This is a genomic window from Simiduia aestuariiviva, from assembly GCF_014192475.1.
GTDB lineage: Bacteria > Pseudomonadota > Gammaproteobacteria > Pseudomonadales > Cellvibrionaceae > Simiduia > Simiduia aestuariiviva.
Genome location: NZ_JACHXZ010000002.1, coordinates 853,765 through 869,668, shown reverse-complemented (window position 1 = coordinate 869,668; position 15,904 = coordinate 853,765). Strand labels below are relative to the sequence as shown.

General features: G+C 52.1%; 16 protein-coding genes and 1 pseudogene. 16 read left to right on the top strand and 1 reads right to left on the bottom strand.

Annotation, left to right across the window (positions count from 1 at the left end; translation table 11 throughout):
• Nucleotides 1-48: 48 nt before the first annotated feature.
• The 13 genes and pseudogenes from mshL to FHS30_RS09590 all read left to right on the top strand — a co-directional run bounded on the left by mshL (nucleotide 49) and on the right by FHS30_RS09590 (nucleotide 13,385).
• Nucleotides 49-1,761: a pilus (MSHA type) biogenesis protein MshL gene (mshL, locus tag FHS30_RS09645; protein WP_246341232.1), complete on the top strand. Its 1,713-nt coding sequence runs from the start codon at nucleotides 49-51 to the stop codon at nucleotides 1,759-1,761.
• 3 nt (nucleotides 1,762-1,764) lie between these two features.
• On the top strand, nucleotides 1,765-2,676 hold the full coding sequence (locus tag FHS30_RS09640) for an AAA family ATPase (protein ID WP_183910214.1): 912 nt from the start codon (nucleotides 1,765-1,767) through the stop codon (nucleotides 2,674-2,676).
• A complete protein-coding gene (locus FHS30_RS09635; RefSeq protein ID WP_183910213.1) occupies nucleotides 2,673-4,079 on the top strand; it encodes a tetratricopeptide repeat protein in 1,407 nt (468 codons plus the stop codon). The genes FHS30_RS09640 and FHS30_RS09635 overlap by 4 nt, the downstream gene beginning before the upstream one ends.
• Before the next feature lie 66 nt (nucleotides 4,080-4,145).
• Nucleotides 4,146-5,870, top strand: a complete 1,725-nt coding sequence (locus tag FHS30_RS09630) for a GspE/PulE family protein (RefSeq protein ID WP_221197250.1) — start codon at nucleotides 4,146-4,148, stop codon at nucleotides 5,868-5,870.
• Nucleotides 5,870-7,093 (top strand): type II secretion system F family protein, encoded by a 1,224-nt coding sequence (locus tag FHS30_RS09625; protein ID WP_183910211.1) that lies wholly within the window; start codon nucleotides 5,870-5,872, stop codon nucleotides 7,091-7,093. Before FHS30_RS09630 ends, FHS30_RS09625 begins: the two co-directional genes overlap by 1 nt.
• A 26-nt stretch (nucleotides 7,094-7,119) precedes the next feature.
• Nucleotides 7,120-7,626, top strand: coding sequence for a type II secretion system protein (locus FHS30_RS09620; RefSeq protein ID WP_183910210.1), 507 nt, complete (start codon nucleotides 7,120-7,122; stop codon nucleotides 7,624-7,626).
• A gap of 204 nt (nucleotides 7,627-7,830) precedes the next feature.
• The gene (locus FHS30_RS17295) at nucleotides 7,831-8,226 is read left to right on the top strand and encodes a prepilin-type N-terminal cleavage/methylation domain-containing protein (protein WP_183910209.1); all 396 of its coding nucleotides are present in this window, start codon (nucleotides 7,831-7,833) and stop codon (nucleotides 8,224-8,226) included.
• A 62-nt stretch (nucleotides 8,227-8,288) separates the two neighbouring features.
• A complete protein-coding gene (locus tag FHS30_RS09610) occupies nucleotides 8,289-8,690 on the top strand; it encodes a type II secretion system protein (RefSeq protein ID WP_183910208.1) in 402 nt (133 codons plus the stop codon).
• Between the two features lie 7 nt (nucleotides 8,691-8,697).
• Nucleotides 8,698-9,171: a type IV pilus modification PilV family protein gene (locus tag FHS30_RS09605; RefSeq protein ID WP_246341231.1), complete on the top strand. Its 474-nt coding sequence runs from the start codon at nucleotides 8,698-8,700 to the stop codon at nucleotides 9,169-9,171.
• Nucleotides 9,171-9,950 carry a PulJ/GspJ family protein gene (locus FHS30_RS09600; protein ID WP_183910207.1) on the top strand — a complete coding sequence of 260 codons (780 nt, stop codon included), beginning with the start codon at nucleotides 9,171-9,173 and terminating at the stop codon, nucleotides 9,948-9,950. Before FHS30_RS09605 ends, FHS30_RS09600 begins: the two co-directional genes overlap by 1 nt.
• A 55-nt stretch (nucleotides 9,951-10,005) precedes the next feature.
• Complete coding sequence (locus FHS30_RS09595) at nucleotides 10,006-10,407, top strand: hypothetical protein (RefSeq protein WP_183910206.1); 402 nt, start codon at nucleotides 10,006-10,008, stop codon at nucleotides 10,405-10,407.
• Nucleotides 10,404-11,120: pseudogene (locus FHS30_RS17450) on the top strand (LamG domain-containing protein); the annotation flags it as partial. The gene FHS30_RS09595 and the pseudogene FHS30_RS17450, both read left to right, overlap by 4 nt.
• Before the next feature lie 21 nt (nucleotides 11,121-11,141).
• A complete protein-coding gene (locus FHS30_RS09590) occupies nucleotides 11,142-13,385 on the top strand; it encodes a DUF6701 domain-containing protein (RefSeq protein WP_246341230.1) in 2,244 nt (747 codons plus the stop codon).
• A gap of 50 nt (nucleotides 13,386-13,435) precedes the next feature.
• Here FHS30_RS09590 and FHS30_RS09585 read toward each other — a convergent pair whose 3' ends face one another.
• A complete protein-coding gene (locus FHS30_RS09585; protein WP_183910204.1) occupies nucleotides 13,436-13,975 on the bottom strand; it encodes a glycine cleavage system transcriptional repressor in 540 nt (179 codons plus the stop codon).
• Nucleotides 13,976-14,106: 131 nt separating this feature from the next.
• Here FHS30_RS09585 and FHS30_RS09580 point away from each other — a divergent pair, with 131 nt between their 5' ends.
• The 3 genes from FHS30_RS09580 to FHS30_RS09570 all read left to right on the top strand — a co-directional run bounded on the left by FHS30_RS09580 (nucleotide 14,107) and on the right by FHS30_RS09570 (nucleotide 15,904).
• A complete protein-coding gene (locus FHS30_RS09580; RefSeq protein ID WP_183910203.1) occupies nucleotides 14,107-14,913 on the top strand; it encodes a class I SAM-dependent methyltransferase in 807 nt (268 codons plus the stop codon).
• A 5-nt stretch (nucleotides 14,914-14,918) separates the two neighbouring features.
• Nucleotides 14,919-15,173, top strand: a complete 255-nt coding sequence (locus FHS30_RS09575; RefSeq protein ID WP_221197216.1) for a YheU family protein — start codon at nucleotides 14,919-14,921, stop codon at nucleotides 15,171-15,173.
• A 140-nt stretch (nucleotides 15,174-15,313) separates the two neighbouring features.
• Nucleotides 15,314-15,904 carry an alpha/beta family hydrolase gene (locus FHS30_RS09570; protein WP_183910202.1) on the top strand — a complete coding sequence of 197 codons (591 nt, stop codon included), beginning with the start codon at nucleotides 15,314-15,316 and terminating at the stop codon, nucleotides 15,902-15,904.

The following is a 15,904-nucleotide window of genomic DNA, read 5'->3' as shown; positions in this document are numbered from 1 at the left end:
TTACATACACAAATAAAGCGTGCCAAAAACACGCCATAGGATGTCATGTTGATTAACGGTACTTTGTCGAAATTACACCGCTTGGCCCTACAGTGCCGCAGTGGCTGGTACCTGCCGCTCGCTATGATTCTTGCGGGCTGCACGTCGGCAACGCAGGACGATAACTTCCCCTTGGCGAAGGAAATGGCAACGGTCGCTGCCGCGCAAATCCCTGCACGCGCACACGAAGTGCCCGCGAGCGTTAGTGACACATTGTTGGGACACAGTGCTGCCCCAGAGGCAGTGGTGCCTAGATTTGATGTGTCGGTGCGCGATGTACCCGCGCGCGACTTTTTTCTGGGCTTAATTGATGGCACGCAAACCAACGTGGTGGTGCACCCCGGCGTGGCGGGAACCTTGTCACTCAATTTGAAAAATGTGTCAGTGCGTGAAGTTTTGGAAGTGGCTCGTGACATTTACGGATACGAGTTTAAAGAGCGCAGCGGCATCTATACGATTTATCCACTCGAATACCGCACGGAAATGTTTCCCATTAACTATTTGGATATTCGCCGCGTCGGCATTTCTGACATTTCAGTGCCAGTGGGGCGTATGGATTCGGGATCTAGCAATAACAACCAAGGTAATTCAGGCGGCAATTCAGGTGGTCAATCCGCGAGCAGCAACCCGAATTTACTGGGTATGTTTGGCGGCGAAGGTGGTCAGTCCGGAGGCAGTTTATCGGCGGGATCGCAGGTGCAAACCTTATCGAAAACTGATTTCTGGGGCTCGTTGCATGAAACCTTAGTTGCAATTATCGGCGGTGAATCCGATCAGCGAAGAGTTATGGTTTCTCCGCAAGCTGGCATGGTGATTGTCAAAGCGCTACCCGGCGAATTGTTCGCGGTTCGGGAATTTCTAGAGCGCTCTGAGATGACTGTTAAGCGCCAAGTGATAATCGAGGCAAAAATTCTCGAAGTGCGGCTAAGTGATCAGTATGACGCGGGCATTAACTGGAGCGCAATCGGTGGTCAATTGCTGCTCGCGCGCAATGTTTCTGAGTTTGAGTCCGCAGTGAATATTACGCAAGCGTTAGAAAATGGCGAGCTGTTTTCGTCGCTGCTAAAAGTTAACGATATATCACAATTGCTGGATTTGCTGGAAGAGCAGGGCAATGTGCAGGTGCTAAGCAGTCCACGGATATCGACCGTAAACAACCAAAAAGCAGTAATTAGGGTCGGTTCAGATGAATTTTTTGTGACGGGACTGTCGAGTAATACAACGTCTAATGCATCTTCAACAACGAGCACGCCCAACATTGAACTGGCTAGTTTCTTCAGTGGTATCGCGCTCGATGTGACGCCGCAAATTGCAGCTACAGGTGAAATCGTTTTGCATATTCACCCCGTGGTCAGCCAGGTAAAAGATCAGGAGAAGAATCTCACCATCGGCGACGAAAAGTTCTCTCTGCCTTTGGCGGTTCGCGATATCAGAGAAAGTGACAGTATCGTGCGCGCAGAGAGTGGTCAGGTTGTCGTGCTCGGCGGGTTAATGCAAGAGAGTGTGGAGGAGGTGGACGGCAAGACCCCCATGCTTGGCGATGTACCTGGGGTTAGAACATTTTTTAAAAAACGTGATTTCCGAAAAGTAAAAACGGAACTGGTTATCTTATTGAGACCAACAGTCGTAGATGCCAACACCTATCAGAATGATATCGATGCCAGCAATCGCCGCATTCAAGACTTGGGCGCCACTTATCGCGAGATCTTCGACAAGGAGTAGCCTGTGTATAACGATTATTTCGGCCTACAGGAAAAGCCCTTTTCGCTGACACCCGACACGCAGTTCTTCTTCAATAAACTGAGCCATCGCAATGCGCTCAATACCATGCAGGGTGCCATTCAAAATAACGAAGGCTTTATAAAGATCGTGGGCGAGGTCGGCACGGGGAAAACCCTGCTGTGTCGAAAATTGCTGTCGCTGCTGGACGATCGCTACCAGGTGGTGTACATCCCCAACTCCTATCTCACGCCCAATGAGTTGAAAGGCTTCGTGGCTATGGAAATTGGCGCTGACTTTCACGAATCGATGCCCGCCTATCAGTTGATGGGGTCCATCTATCGACGTCTATTGCTCTTGGTTAAACAAGGTAAGCAGGTAGTGTTGATCATCGATGAAGCGCAAGCGATGCCCCGCGATACGCTTGAAGCGTTGCGCCTATTGACCAATCTAGAAACAGATAAGCGCAAATTATTACAAGTGGTGTTAATTGGGCAGCCCGAGTTAGATGACACCCTTGCTCGCTCTGATCTGCGTCAGTTGACGCAACGCATTGTGTTTACCGCGGAACTCACGCCGTTCTCACGGCGTGGCGTCTTGGAATATGTCAATTACCGATTGTGTTCGGCCGGTCGATCGACCCCGCTATTTTCGCCGGTAGCCATGTATATGCTGTACTTGGGATCTGGCGGTATTCCTCGTCTGGTTAATTTATTAGCCCACAAAGCGTTGTTGGTGGCCTTTGGTCAAGGCGACAGTACCGTGGGGCGCCAACACCTTGCGCTAGCGCTTTTAGATACCCCAGAGGCGACTCGATTAGGGCGCGCGAGTGCGCTGGGTGCCCATTGGCTTTGGCCCGTATTAGGCAGTGTGGGCGGCGTGGCAGCATCCAGCTTTATAGCGGGGGGTGCACTATGAGTTCACAGCCCTCTACATTTCGCTTGGAAGATTCGACCCCCATGGCTGAGGATGCCCAGCAGCAGCTGGTAACCATAGCGCCGACCTCGCGAGGTCGCTGGTGGTTGATGGTGAGCGGTGTGGCATGTTTTGTATTCACCTTTGCCGTGCATCAGTCACTGTATTTAACCAGCGCCGCAGATGACACACCCTTGGCAACCGCAGCCCCTGTAAGCCTGCCGCTAGCTGCGCCGCAATCGGCACCGTCACCGACAATTGATGTTGCCATTCAGCCGAAAGAGTCAGCCGCTATTGCAGTGGCATCGGTGCCTGACGATCCAGATCAACAGGCGTTAGAGGCCGCATTATTGGCGCCCGCACCTGCGGCTGGCGCCGAGCAATCTGCAAGTCACAGTGCAAATGTGCAACAGCCATCGGTACTCGACGCGCAAGCGCAAGAAGTTAAGCGATTACAGTTGGCGCTGCTGCATCAAAAAGCTGAAGCTGCATTGAGTCGGGATCGTCTGACAACCCCTGCCAACGACAACGCCGTGCATTACTTCCGTTCTATGCTGGCCCTGGATGGCAATCATCCGACGGCGAAAGCCGGATTGATGCGGGTCGCTGATCGTTACTACGAATTTTATCAACGGTTAATGGCGCGCGGTGAAACGCGAGCGGCACAAAAAATGTTGTCTCAGGCGCAATCAATTGCGCCTGACCGATTGCATTGGGCGGAGCTGCCCAACAAAACCTTGCCCAGTCAGCCCGATGCACCGGTAGCGAACGCGCCTGCAGTTGACGCCCAAGATGCCACCAGTAGGACGACTGCTGTGGCACAGGTGTCGCAATCCACACAGGCAAGACGTGCACAGCTCATTCAGCAAGCTCGCTCAGCCATTGCTGGCGGTGAGCCCAGCGAGGCGATTGGCCTGCTGGCGGCCGAGTTGCCAAATGCCCCTACCAATGGCGATTTAACCGAAGTGTTGCACCAAGCGTATATCGGTGCGGGGCGTACATCGGAGGCTGTCAGTTTGCGCGTGACGCTGCAGGGCGTTGCCCCTAACTACCGATTGGCGCGCATGCAAAGCGCCGAGCTGCTGCAGGCCGGACAATTGGAGCAGGCGGTGGAAGTACTTGAGCGCAACCTGCCGAGTTACAACCAAGACAGTAACTACTATGGCTTTTTGGCGGGGCTCTATTACAAGGCACGTCGCTATAAAGACGCAGAGCAGGCCTACGAAAAACTGTTGGCGATAAATCCCACCTTAGGTAGCTATTGGTTGGGGTACGCCGTTGCCTTGGATGCACAGGGCGATGTTCGGGCAAGGCGAGCGTTTGAACGAGCGACACAAACACTTTCGGACAAAGACGCAGCGCGTGAGTATGCGGTTCAACGCATGCGCGCGCTCGGTCAAAGTTGAGGAATATTCACCGTGGCTGAAGCCCGTCAACGCATTCGTATCGGTGATTTGCTTGTCACCAAGGGCATGATTACCGAGGCTCAACTTGAGCAAGCACTTGCCGAGCAAAAATTATCGGGCCGTAAACTTGGGCGCACGCTAGTTGAGCTGGGATACGTGGATGAAAATGCCATGTTGACCTTACTTTCTACGCAGCTAAAGATTCCCTTTGTGGAGCTTAAACAATTTCGGTTTGATCGAGCACTGATTCAAACATTACCGGAAACCCAAGCACGCCGATTTCGAGTGATGCCGCTTAAAGAAGACGCAAACGGTATCTTGCTCGGCATGGCCGACCCCACCGATATTTTTTCCTTGGATGAGTTGCAACGCATCTTCAAAAAACCGTTGCATCCTGCGGTAGTGCGCGAAGCTGAATTGCTTGATGTTCTGGATATCGCCTATAGCCATCAAGATCAAATTGCCACGCTGGCCGAAGAGCTGGATACCGAGCTTGAGGAAACGGCCATTGATTTAGCGGATGTGGTGACTGACGCCGGCCAAGAAGAAGCGCCCGTTGTCAAATTGTTATTACACATCTTTGAAGATGCGATTAACGCCAAGGCATCCGATATTCACATCGAGCCGGACGAGACAGTGTTGCGCATTCGTTTGCGGATCGACGGCGTGCTAACTGAGCAGGTCATGAATGAGCGGCGCATTGCCGGTGCCTTAGTGGTGCGCTTGAAATTGATGTCCGGCCTCAATATATCTGAAAAACGCCTGCCCCAAGACGGCCGCTTTAACTTAAAAGTGAAGCGTCGCAGTATCGATGTCCGTATGTCTACCATGCCAGTGCAATTTGGCGAATCAGTGGTAATGCGGTTAATCGATCACTCGGACGGTGTTCGCTCGCTGGAAGACGTGGGTATGCCACCGGATCTGCTCAAAACCTTTAGGAATCTAATCCTGCGCCCGAACGGGCTGATACTTGTAACGGGGCCAACCGGTAGCGGTAAAACAACCACCCTCTATGGTGCGCTGGGTGAACTCAATACGCCCGATAAAAAAATCATTACTGTTGAAGATCCCGTTGAATTTCAATTGCCTCGCATCAGTCAGGTTCAACTGCATGAAAAAATAGGTTTGACCTTTGAGCGGGTACTGCGGGCCACCTTGCGACAAGACCCGGATATTTTGCTGGTGGGCGAAATCCGCGATAGTAGCTCCGCCGAGATTGCATTGCGGGCGGCAATGACCGGTCACTTGGTGCTGTCGACGCTGCACACCAACGACGCTGTGTCATCTGCACTGCGGTTGATTGATATGGGTGTAGATCCCTATTTGGTGGCGGCTTCAGTGAAGGCCATTGTCGCGCAGCGCTTGGTGCGCCGGGTGTGTGAAAGCTGCGTCGCACCCTATGAACCCAATGCCAACGAACGGCAATTGGTGGCGATGGGACAGCGCCGTTTCAAGGTGGAATCTATATCCCTTAAAAAGGGATTGGGTTGCCCGCATTGCTTTAACACGGGCTATCGAGGGCGGATTGGTGTTTTCGAATTGCTTGAAGTTAATAACGCCATGGCCGACGCACTGCGCGACAACAATGTGCGCGCCTTTAACGAAGTGGTGCACAGTGATCCCAAGTTCAAAAATCTCATGTTCAGCGCCCTTGAGTATGCGTTGCAGGGGGTAACAACGCTCGAAGAAGTGATGCGTGTCTCGGCCCAGGTTGAAGATGAACCGCCAGAGAGCGAGCTGATTCCGGAAGGCGATAGTACGGCAGAGTCAGACGGGTTGGAGCTGCTCTAATGCCCGCCTATAAATACACCGGCCGCGATCCGAGCGGCAGTAAAATTACCGGCATTTTGGAGGGCAGCTCCACCGACGCCATTGCCGCTGCGCTGGTGAATCGTGGTATCACGCCGTTGCAGGTGGAAGAGGCTGCACAACTTGAAAGCTGGGTTGAACGCATCAATGAAAGCCTGGCCAGCAAGGAAGTGGATACGGCTGACCTGGTCATGTTTTGCCGGCAGATGTTTACCATCACGAAATCCGGCATTCCCTTAATGAAGGGCTTGCAAGGCTTAGCTAAGACCATGAGCCATCGGCATTTTAAGCGGGCGCTGGAAGATATTGTGGAGCGCCTAGAGTCGGGCATGGATATGTCTACGGCAATGCGCTATCACCAAGATATTTTTAGTTCGCTGTTTCTTTCGATGGTCAAGGTGGGAGAGAGCAGCGGTCAGCTTGAACAAGTCTTTGATCAGATGAGTTTTTACCTCGAGCGGGACATGGAAACACAAAAGTCGGTGAAGGCCGCCTTGAGATACCCCATGTTCGTGATGATTGCGCTCGCCGTGGCAATGGTGGCTATTAATATTTGGGTGATCCCCGCCTTTGCGGATATGTTTGCAAAATTTGATGCTGAGCTGCCTATAGCTACCCAAATACTGCTTGGTGTGTCTGGCTTCTTTGTGGCCTTTTGGCCGCATATGCTGGGTGCGACCGTCATTGCCATAGTGGGTGTTAAGCAGTATTTGAAAACGGAAGTGGGGGCGCTCAACTGGGGGCGATATAAGCTCCAGCTGCCCATTGTGGGCGATATTTTGGAACGTGCCACGGTCGCGCGTTACTGTCGGTCTTTTGCGTTAATGTTGAAATCCGGTGTGCCAATCGTTCAAGCGCTGGACCTTTGCGCAAAGGCGATCGATAACCCTTACCTTGCTGCAAAAATCCATAAAATACGTTCAGGTATCGAGCGTGGCGACTCAATGGTAAGAACCCATCAAGCCAGTCAAATGTTCAGTCCACTGGTGATGCAAATGATCGCGGTGGGTGAAGAGAGTGGTCAGGTAGATAGTCTGTTGGAGGAAATGGCGTCCTTCTATGAGCGTGAAGTGGATTACGACCTCAAAAAAGTGGGCGATAGAATTGAGCCCATACTCATTGTCGTTATGGCGGTGTTTGTCGCGATTTTAGCACTTGGGATATTTTTGCCCATGTGGAGTATGTACGATGTTCAAAAAAGATGAACGCGCGTCCGCCCGGTAGGTACGGCTTGTTTGAAATGGTGATCGTGCTGCTAGTCATTGCGATTGTTGCAGGTGCGGGGTTTCGCCATTTCTCCAGAATTATTGATGCGGCATGGGCTGCCAGTATGCAGACCCAAGCGCAAGTCTTTGCATCGGCAGTCGGTCTTATTCATTGGGCTTGGGTTATAAAAGGTGGCAATTACCTGCCAGCGAGTAATAACGAATCGGCGGCGATTATGCTCGAAGATACGTCTATCTATGTGAATAAATTTGGTTGGCCAACGCACACCAATAGAGTGCTAAGCCGTGGCCTACTCACTGCTCAAGGGTGTATGGAGGTCTGGAATGCCATTATGCGAACGCCGGGTGATATTCAAATCGCAGAGAGGGAGTTAAAACCCTCAAAAAAGCTCCAAGTGTATTTAAGTACATCCACGAGCTGCCGATATATACGATATGGGCAAGCTCGCGTTATGCGCTATTTCGATTACGATGTGATAAGCGGGCAGGTTTCGGTTGTGAGCGGCGAGTAATCCTCCAGTTTCTCTAATGTAAACTGTGGAAATTATAATTTTTTATCCTATGCTTGAGAAAAGGATTGCAGTTTTTAGATGGCTAGTTTGCTCGCGATTAAAGAATAGGGTTACAGAGATGGTTTTGATTATTAAGTAATAAAAACCACGAGCTTATGACTTTTTGTATTACCAATTAGATGTTGAATGTAACGGAGATTTTCCATGAATAAAATGCAATCTGGTTTTACCCTGATTGAGCTTATCGCGGTGATAGTCATTTTGGGGATTCTGGCAGCGACTGCGGTGCCAAAGTTTATTAACTTGCAGGATGAAGCTGCGACTGCGGGTACGCAAGGGGTCGCGGGGGGAATCTCCAGTTCGTCTTCCCTTAATCTCGCGTCCTATCAGGCAACAACGGCCCTGGGTACCACGGCTAAACACTTTACGACGTCTGGCGCAACGTGTGCGGCGGCGATTACTGGATTATTAGAAGACGGGTTGCCGGCCGGCTATACGGTGACCGGCGGACCTGTGGGCACTGTAACCGGTGTCGCAACGGACTGCACTATCACTCGGGGTGGCCAGTCTGCGATAGCAAAAGTGCACAGTGTCCCATAACGGGGTGCACTAATTTGCTTCGACTACATGCTGTTAATGCCGCCTCTGGGCGGCATTTTACTTTGGGTTTTACACTCATTGAACTTATCGCGGTGTTGCTGTTGATCGGGATTGTCAGCGCAACGGTCACTTCACGGTTTTTCAGTGCCACCGATGCGGCGCTCTTGGGTAGTCGCGATGATGTGGTGTCTGCGTTGCGATTGGCTCAACAAACTGCCATGGATCAAGCAGGCAGTGTTACTTTTGTTGCAACGTCTACCAGTATTTCTGTAAATATCAACGGCGCGCCGGCCTCAAGCAGCGCCTTCAATTTCCCGCTGTCGCTAAGGCAGGGGGTGAGCTTGTCGCCCGCGGTGACGCTAAACTTTAATCGATTGGGCGAGACGAGTGCCACCACACTGGCGTTAACAGCAGGCAGTGAAACGATCAACGTAACGGTGTCGGCGGCGGGCTATGCGAGGTAGTGCAACGATGACAATGCGTGAATGTCAGCGAGGGGTTTCACTCATCGAACTCATTGTGTTCATTGTGGTTGTCAGCATTGCATTGGTCGCCTTTATTAAAGTGTTCAATCAATCGGTGATCAATAGCGTTGATCCGATTGTTCAAATTACCGGTCTCGAACTGGCACAGTCCAAGCTCGATGAAGTACTGGCCCGTAAATTTGATGAAAATACCCCGACGGGCGGTGTGCCGGCATGCGGATCTGCAGAGCCGGGGGCGAGTGCATGTGCAGGTATTTCAGCCGATGCCGGCTATGACGACGTGGGTGACTTCAATGGCCAAGTGGATACCGCTGTGGCCGGTTATAGTGTGGCAACTACGGTGGTAAATGCGGGCGCAGATTTGGGGCTCGCGGCCGATCAGGCGCGGCGCATAACCGTCGTGGTGAGTTTGCCTAATGGCGAAACCGTGCAGCTGGCAACTTATAAGGTGAATTTTTAATGAGCCGCGGATTTACCTTGGTGGAGTTGATTGTCGTGATGGTTGTGTTTGCCATTATCGCGGCTATGGGCAGCGGCTTTGTGGTAAGTTCTTTCGAATCCTATAATCAAACGGTAGAGCGCAGCACACTGGTGGCGAGGAGCCGCGCTATCGTGGAACGCATTTCTAGGCAGCTGCACATAGCTTTGCCATATTCCGTGCGCGTGAGCGCTTCGGGGCAGTGTCTTGAATTCATGCAGATTACCGGGGGCGCGAATTATTTTGACCCATTGCCCGATACAAACAACGGTGCCCCGGCCACCAGTGCAATCGCTACCTCCCCCTTTAGCCTATCCTTGGGTGGCGCTGTGCATGTGGCGGTAGGGGCCATGTCGGCTGCGGAAGTTTATACAACCAGTACTACGGCCTCGCGCACGACAGTGGCTAGCACCTCCGGCAGTCCTATCAATCAGATCAATCTGTCGGCGCCCCATCGATTTGTTCGAAATTCTGTGAATGAAAGGGTGTATGTGCTGGAGAGCCCAGAGAGATTTTGTGCCGTGGGTGGACAAATGGTGCATTACAGCAATTATGGGTTGATAACTGGTGTGGTATCCGATGGCGATCCGGGTGGAGATAGCGCATTGATGGGCGACGATATTGTAGCCGGGTCCCCCACGTTTAATTTATCGCCGGCAACCGAAACCCGAAATACGTTGATTGGAATCGATTTTTCTGTGACGCGAAATGGTGAATCAATGAATATTTCTCATCAGGTGCAATTGCGCAATGTACCCTAAACGCGTTTACCTGCAGTCGAAAATGACATCGATTAGCGGCCAACGAGGGTTTTTGATGCCGCTGGCGATCTTTATTATTGTGGTCATGGGCGGGCTTGCATTGGCGATTTCCAGAAACGTCGCGCAAACAACCAATAGTGCGGTGCAGTCGATTGTGTCTATTCAAGCTTTTTATGCAGCGGACACTGGCGCGCAGTGGGGTATGAATCGAATGTTTTATGATACTTCTGCCACCTTGACACGTGCACAAGTGGATGCAGGTTGTAATGCAGTGCACGGCCAGTCTCTTTCGTTTTCTACATCGGGGCTCAATAACTGTCAAACGCAATTAAGTTGCAGCGTGAGTACAGATCCGTCAAATACCACAAGCTATTATGTTATCTCAAGTGCAGCACAGTGTGGCGATGCCGCAATTAGCTCTCAGCGCTCCGTTGAAGTCTCGGCGTTTATGCGATGAAAACGATAAATTTATTTTTATTTCTGACTTTTTTATTGTTTTCGTATCGAGTTACGGCACAAACACCAATTGCAGAATATCAATTTGAATCGGATCCTTGGTCCGGCATCGCTGGTGAGGTATTGGATTCTGGCCCGTACGGATTAAATGGCAGGGCCATATCGGAAAATGGCAATCCTTTCCCTGATAAGTTTGATGTAAATGCTGCCATTGTGGGCGATCCCGGCACTTGTCGATATCCGGTTTTTCAAGGGGGCTATAACAATGGCTATCTGCGCATTGAGCACAATAATGTTTTTAATTCATCTAGTTTAACCTGGAGCGCATGGATTAAACCCAGTGCATTACCAACCGGAGGTAACCTCCATACAATCTTATCCAAAGGGTTAGGCTATTCCACCGATGGTATGGCGATATATTTGGATAGTAGTGCCCGTATCAGATGGTATTGGCGCAGTGGTGGCAATAGTTATCTTACAAATACAGGAACAAATTCAGTACAGCTGAATGTTTGGCAGCACATAGCGGTAACATTTACACGGGGTCGACAAGACATTTATATTGATGGCGTATGGGTCGCAGTCACATATCAAAATCGAAATATAAATAGTTCTAGCTATCCAATATTTATTGGTGCTCATACCACTAGCCCGGCCTACGACTATTGGGGTGCGCTAGACGAAGTTAATATATTTAATAGCGCGCTAAATCAAGCACAGATTAATGTCGTTCGCATGAGGACCCATCCCTGTCCATTTTCTGCTACGTTAGGTAGTTTTCAGATAGATGTTGGCGGCGGTGTTGCTAGTGTTTGTGCGGCTAAGGAAATTTCGATTACGGCATTTGATACTAATGGCGCAGTGTTAGCTGACTATAGCGGTACAGTTTCAATATCTACCAGCACTGCGCACGGTGACTGGTCGGCTACCGAAGGCGGCACACCGAGCGGTGATCCTCCCACTAACGCGTTGGCGCCCGGTGCCAATGACAGTGGCGCTGCCGGGTATACCTTTGCAGGTGTCAACGATGGTGGCGCCATCGCTGTATTTTTGAATAACCAGCATGCTGAACAGTTAACCATAACTGTTTCGGATGCTACCGCGGGCGTTAGTACCACGAGTAGCCTGCTCGGGTTTTCGGAAAATGCCTTTGATATCCAAAATACTGATGCGTTGGCGGCAGATATTGTGGGTGGTCGGGATCACAATTTTCGAATCGACATGTGGCGGCGAGACCCATCTTCGGGCGATTGCAGTGTGGCAACTAATTACAATGTGGGCGCCATCAAAATGTGGGTAACCCGCGTGATACCGGATGACCCCAGCGGCGCTGCCCCCAGTGTGCGCACAGGCAGCGGCGTATTTGGTTTACCAAACAGCTCACCCGCGAGTGCTAATGTCACCTTCCCATTTGTTGCCGGCACGGCGAATTTTGAGTTGCTGACCACTGACGTTGGCAAGTATCGGATTGACGTAAGCGACGATGCCAGTGGATTTTCCGACCAGGCTATCCTGGGTGCCACCTCTACGTTAATTGTCCGGCCGTTTGCGCTGGATATTCAGGCAGCGGGCAATCCCGCAGGGGTGACGGCAACTGGGCCTGCATTTATTCCCGCAGGGCAAAACTTCAATGTCACAGCGCGCGCTGTGCTCTGGTCTGCCTCTGACGATGGCAATGATGACGGCATTGCGGATGGTCACGCCGATGGTAACCCAAGCACTGGCGCAATTTTATCGGACAACACTGTCGCGGCAAGTTTTGGTCAAGAAAGTCCCACAGAGGGGGTGCAGCTTTCAGCAACTTTAATTGCACCGCTGGGCGGTGCCGATCCGGGTTTGGGTAATGGGGACTCCCCCAGCGATGGCCGTCAAATTGCGAGCTTTTCCAGCGGAGTCGGCACCAGTGGAAACGTTTTTTTTGCTGAAGTGGGTGCTATAGAAATTAATAGTCTGGTTTTGGATGGTGATTACTTAGCCATGGGGTCGGCGCGCACGCAGAAAATAATCGGTTCGAGCTATGTTGGACGTTTTTATCCAGCCAGCTTTGCATTAACTGCCGGCAGTGTGACGGAAGCGTGCGACACGTTTAGCTATATGGAACAGCCATTTGTTGCCGATTATCAATTGACGGCACTGAATGGTCGGCCAGCGCCCACAACCACAACCAACTATGCCGGTGCTTTTGCCAAGTTGGGCGGTGGCTCCGGTACATTTAATTACGGCGCCCGCGGCAATGCCCAAGACCTGTCTGCTCGCTTAGCGGGCTTGGTTACCACGGTCAGTTGGAGTGCGGGGGTGGGCAGTGTGGTGTTAGATCCCGTCACGTTTACGCGGCAACTCAGTACCGCACCGGACGGACCGATTACCGATTTGGCATTGGGCGTGATTCCACAGGACACCGATGGCGTAACCTTGGCAACCGCATCGCTAGACCTAGATGTTGATGGCGATAGCGTAGACGACCACGGGTTGCTGGGCGGATCGATACAGCGTTATGGCCGCTTGCGGGCCAAAGATGCCTTTGGGCCTGAGTCGGCCAGTATTCCCATGTTTTGGCAAACCGAGTATTACAACGGTGCGCAATTTGTCCGGGCGACGGATGACAATTGCTCGCAGCTGGCGTTTAGTCAGATTAATTTTGTGGGTGCCACCACCAGCGTAAACGCCGGCGCGCAAACCGTGACGGTGTCGCAGGGCGGCGTAGATTCGGTGTTTGATTTTTCCGACCCGCTGGGCAGTCAAACGTGCATGACCGCGTCTGAAGTGGGTTTCTGTCAGGGCTTTGCGGGGGTTGCCTATGGCGCCACGGGCGTTACTGGCAGTTACCCCGTGGAGGTGAACCTCGCTAACTACCCGCATTTACGCTTTGATTGGGATGGTGATGGCAACTACGGCGATACGCAGTTGCCGCGCTTTACCATCAATTTCGAAAACTATCGGGGACACGACCGGATTATTTTTTGGCGCGAGCGGTTATAGCGAATAAGAGTCCTCAGGAGGTGGCGGGGTTGCTTGAACCCCGCGTGCTCTCAGTGTGTAACGGTGGGCTCTGGGATTTCTAATTCGATATCTACCGCCAGTTCATCGGCGATCTGGTCAAGTTTATCCGCCAGTTCATCGAGATCGCTGTCTGCCGGAATCTGCAATATCCCGTTGGCCTCAAAGAGCGGTTCGCCCGACCACGGCATGCTGGAGTAATCGGTTGCCAGCTCTTCAACGTTGATGTTGCGCGCCGCCAATGCTTGCGCCACCTCACGGACAATGCCAGGGCGATCATTGCCCACCAGGTTAAATCGAATTTCCCGCAGCGTTTGCATGTCTTCCGTGTTTTCCGCTAGGTCTACTAGCGTGCGGATACCCTTATCGCTGAGCCCAGCGAGGTCTGTTTTAAGTGCATCCAGCTTCTCGTCTTCGACGGTGATCAGAATCAACCCACTGAATTTGCCACATAAATTTACCATGCGGCTCTCTTCCCAGTTGCCATCGTGCTGGCAAATCACCGCCGCCAGCGTTTCGACAACGCCCGGGCGATCTTTGGCGATGACGGTGACGATTAAGTGTTGTTTCATTGTCTAAGTCCTCAAACAGATAGTTTGAGTGTACCTCAAGCTGAACCACAATTCAGGGCTTTGACTTGCGCGCGGCGAACGGTTTTACTGTATGCCGGTTTAAGACTCCAACTTACTGAGAGGGGCGATAGATGACTAAGAATGTATTCAAAACCTGTTCTGCACTACTGCTGTGGGCCTGTGCTGGCCTCGTTGTAGCGGGCGATTGGAACCCTGTATTGCAGGGAGACCATCGGTCCGAGGCTGCAGTGAAGCGCGATCAAGCCCGCCATCCCGCGGAAACTTTGGCATTTTTCGGTGTGCAGCCATCGCATACCGTGGTCGAAATAACGCCCGGCGGTGGTTGGTACACCGATATCTTGGCGCCCTATGTGCGCAATGAAGGTATGTTGTACGCCGCTCATTTTCCCGCCAAAACGGACGTTGGATACTATCAACGCTCGCGCCAAGGGTTCTTGGAAAAACTGGCTGCGAACCCCGCTGTATTCGACCAAGTGAAAGTCACTGAATTCATTGTCGGTACACCCTCCGCGATGGGACCTGTAGGCAAGGCCGACCAAGTACTCACTTTCCGCAATGTGCACAATTGGATGAAATCAGGTGACGGCGAACAGGCCTTCGCAGCCTTTTACGCGCTGTTGAAAAAGGGCGGTGTATTGGGTGTTGTCGAGCACCGGGCCAAGCCTGGCACAAGTTTAGCGACGATGAAGAGCTCGGGCTATGTCACTGAGGCTGAGGTGATTCGTTTAGCTGAAAGCGCGGGATTTGTGCTCGAGGCGCGCAGCGAAATTAACGCGAATAGCAAAGACACAAAAGATCATCCGCGCGGTGTTTGGACGCTTCCGCCCACCTTGGCGCTGCAGGATGAGGATCGCGATAAATACTTAGCTATCGGTGAAAGTGATCGCATGACATTGAAATTCCGCAAGCCAGAGTAGCGGCGATGATTGTCATTCCACCCGAGCAGTTGCCACCAGAAACATTGCAAGCGTTGATCGAAGAATTCGTAACCCGCGATGGGACTGATTACGGTGAGCAGGAGGTGGATTTGGCCACCAAAGTGACTCAGCTGCGCGAGCAATTACGCCGCAAGCAGGTGTTGATTGTTTACGACCTGGGGGCGGAGCAGGCCAACCTGATGACCCGTGAAACCTATCAACAACAGGTGGAGCAGTTGCAGGCTCAAGCGCCTGATTGACAGACCCGGTCTGTGTTAACAGGTCAATTACGGTAAGATCCCGACCCAAAGAGAGGCTATAATGCCTCTCTTTTTTTGTTAGCTATTTTATGACGATGCGCAATAGACACGACTGCCTGGTCAATTATGCAGAGCGGCCCATGGCGCGCTTGTTGTTAGCCCACGGCGCGGGGGCGCCCATGGACAGCGACTTTATGACCATGGTTGCCGAGGGCCTCAGTCGAAAGGGTATTGAAGTGGTGCGCTTTGAATTTCCCTATATGGCCGAACGACGGCTCACCGGTAAGCGGCGTCCACCGAACCCCATTGCGGCAATTGTGGCGCATTTTGGTGAGCGCGTGGATAGATGGCAGGGGCAGGACTTGCCGCTCTTTGTCGGAGGGAAATCCATGGGCGGGCGCGCCGCGGCTATGCTGTCCTCTCCAGCTATCTGCGCAACGCTGGCGTTCGGCTTCCCACTGCATCCAGCGGGTAAACCCGAACGGTTACGCCTAGCGCCACTTCAGCAGCGAGACAATGATCTGCTGGTGGTGCAGGGGGATCGCGATGCACTTGGCGATCGCCAGGCATTTGAATCAATTGCCATAGATAAGCGCGTGTCGATTTGCTGGTTGCCGGACGGCGACCACGACTTAAAGCCGAGAAAGCGCTCGGGCCATAGCCATGAAGGCCACATGGCGGCGGCCATCGATGCTGCCGCCCAATTTATTGAAGCCCGGATCACTGACTGA

Bases quoted from the DNA above. Each gene is read 5' to 3' on its own strand.
- FHS30_RS17295 (WP_183910209.1), top strand. From the start codon at position 7,831: ATGAATAAAATGCAATCTGGTTTTACCCTGATTGAGCTTATCGCGGTG.
- FHS30_RS09630 (WP_221197250.1), top strand. From the start codon at position 4,146: ATGATTACCGAGGCTCAACTTGAGCAAGCACTTGCCGAGCAAAAATTA.
- FHS30_RS09570 (WP_183910202.1), top strand. From the start codon at position 15,314: ATGGCGCGCTTGTTGTTAGCCCACGGCGCGGGGGCGCCCATGGACAGC.
- FHS30_RS09595 (WP_183910206.1), top strand. From the start codon at position 10,006: ATGCCGCTGGCGATCTTTATTATTGTGGTCATGGGCGGGCTTGCATTG.
- FHS30_RS09600 (WP_183910207.1), top strand. From the start codon at position 9,171: ATGAGCCGCGGATTTACCTTGGTGGAGTTGATTGTCGTGATGGTTGTG.
- FHS30_RS09625 (WP_183910211.1), top strand. From the start codon at position 5,870: ATGCCCGCCTATAAATACACCGGCCGCGATCCGAGCGGCAGTAAAATT.
- FHS30_RS09590 (WP_246341230.1), top strand. From the start codon at position 11,142: ATGAGGACCCATCCCTGTCCATTTTCTGCTACGTTAGGTAGTTTTCAG.
- FHS30_RS09585 (WP_183910204.1), bottom strand. From the start codon at position 13,975: ATGAAACAACACTTAATCGTCACCGTCATCGCCAAAGATCGCCCGGGC.
- FHS30_RS09580 (WP_183910203.1), top strand. From the start codon at position 14,107: ATGACTAAGAATGTATTCAAAACCTGTTCTGCACTACTGCTGTGGGCC.
- FHS30_RS09635 (WP_183910213.1), top strand. From the start codon at position 2,673: ATGAGTTCACAGCCCTCTACATTTCGCTTGGAAGATTCGACCCCCATG.
- FHS30_RS09575 (WP_221197216.1), top strand. From the start codon at position 14,919: ATGATTGTCATTCCACCCGAGCAGTTGCCACCAGAAACATTGCAAGCG.
- FHS30_RS09605 (WP_246341231.1), top strand. From the start codon at position 8,698: ATGACAATGCGTGAATGTCAGCGAGGGGTTTCACTCATCGAACTCATT.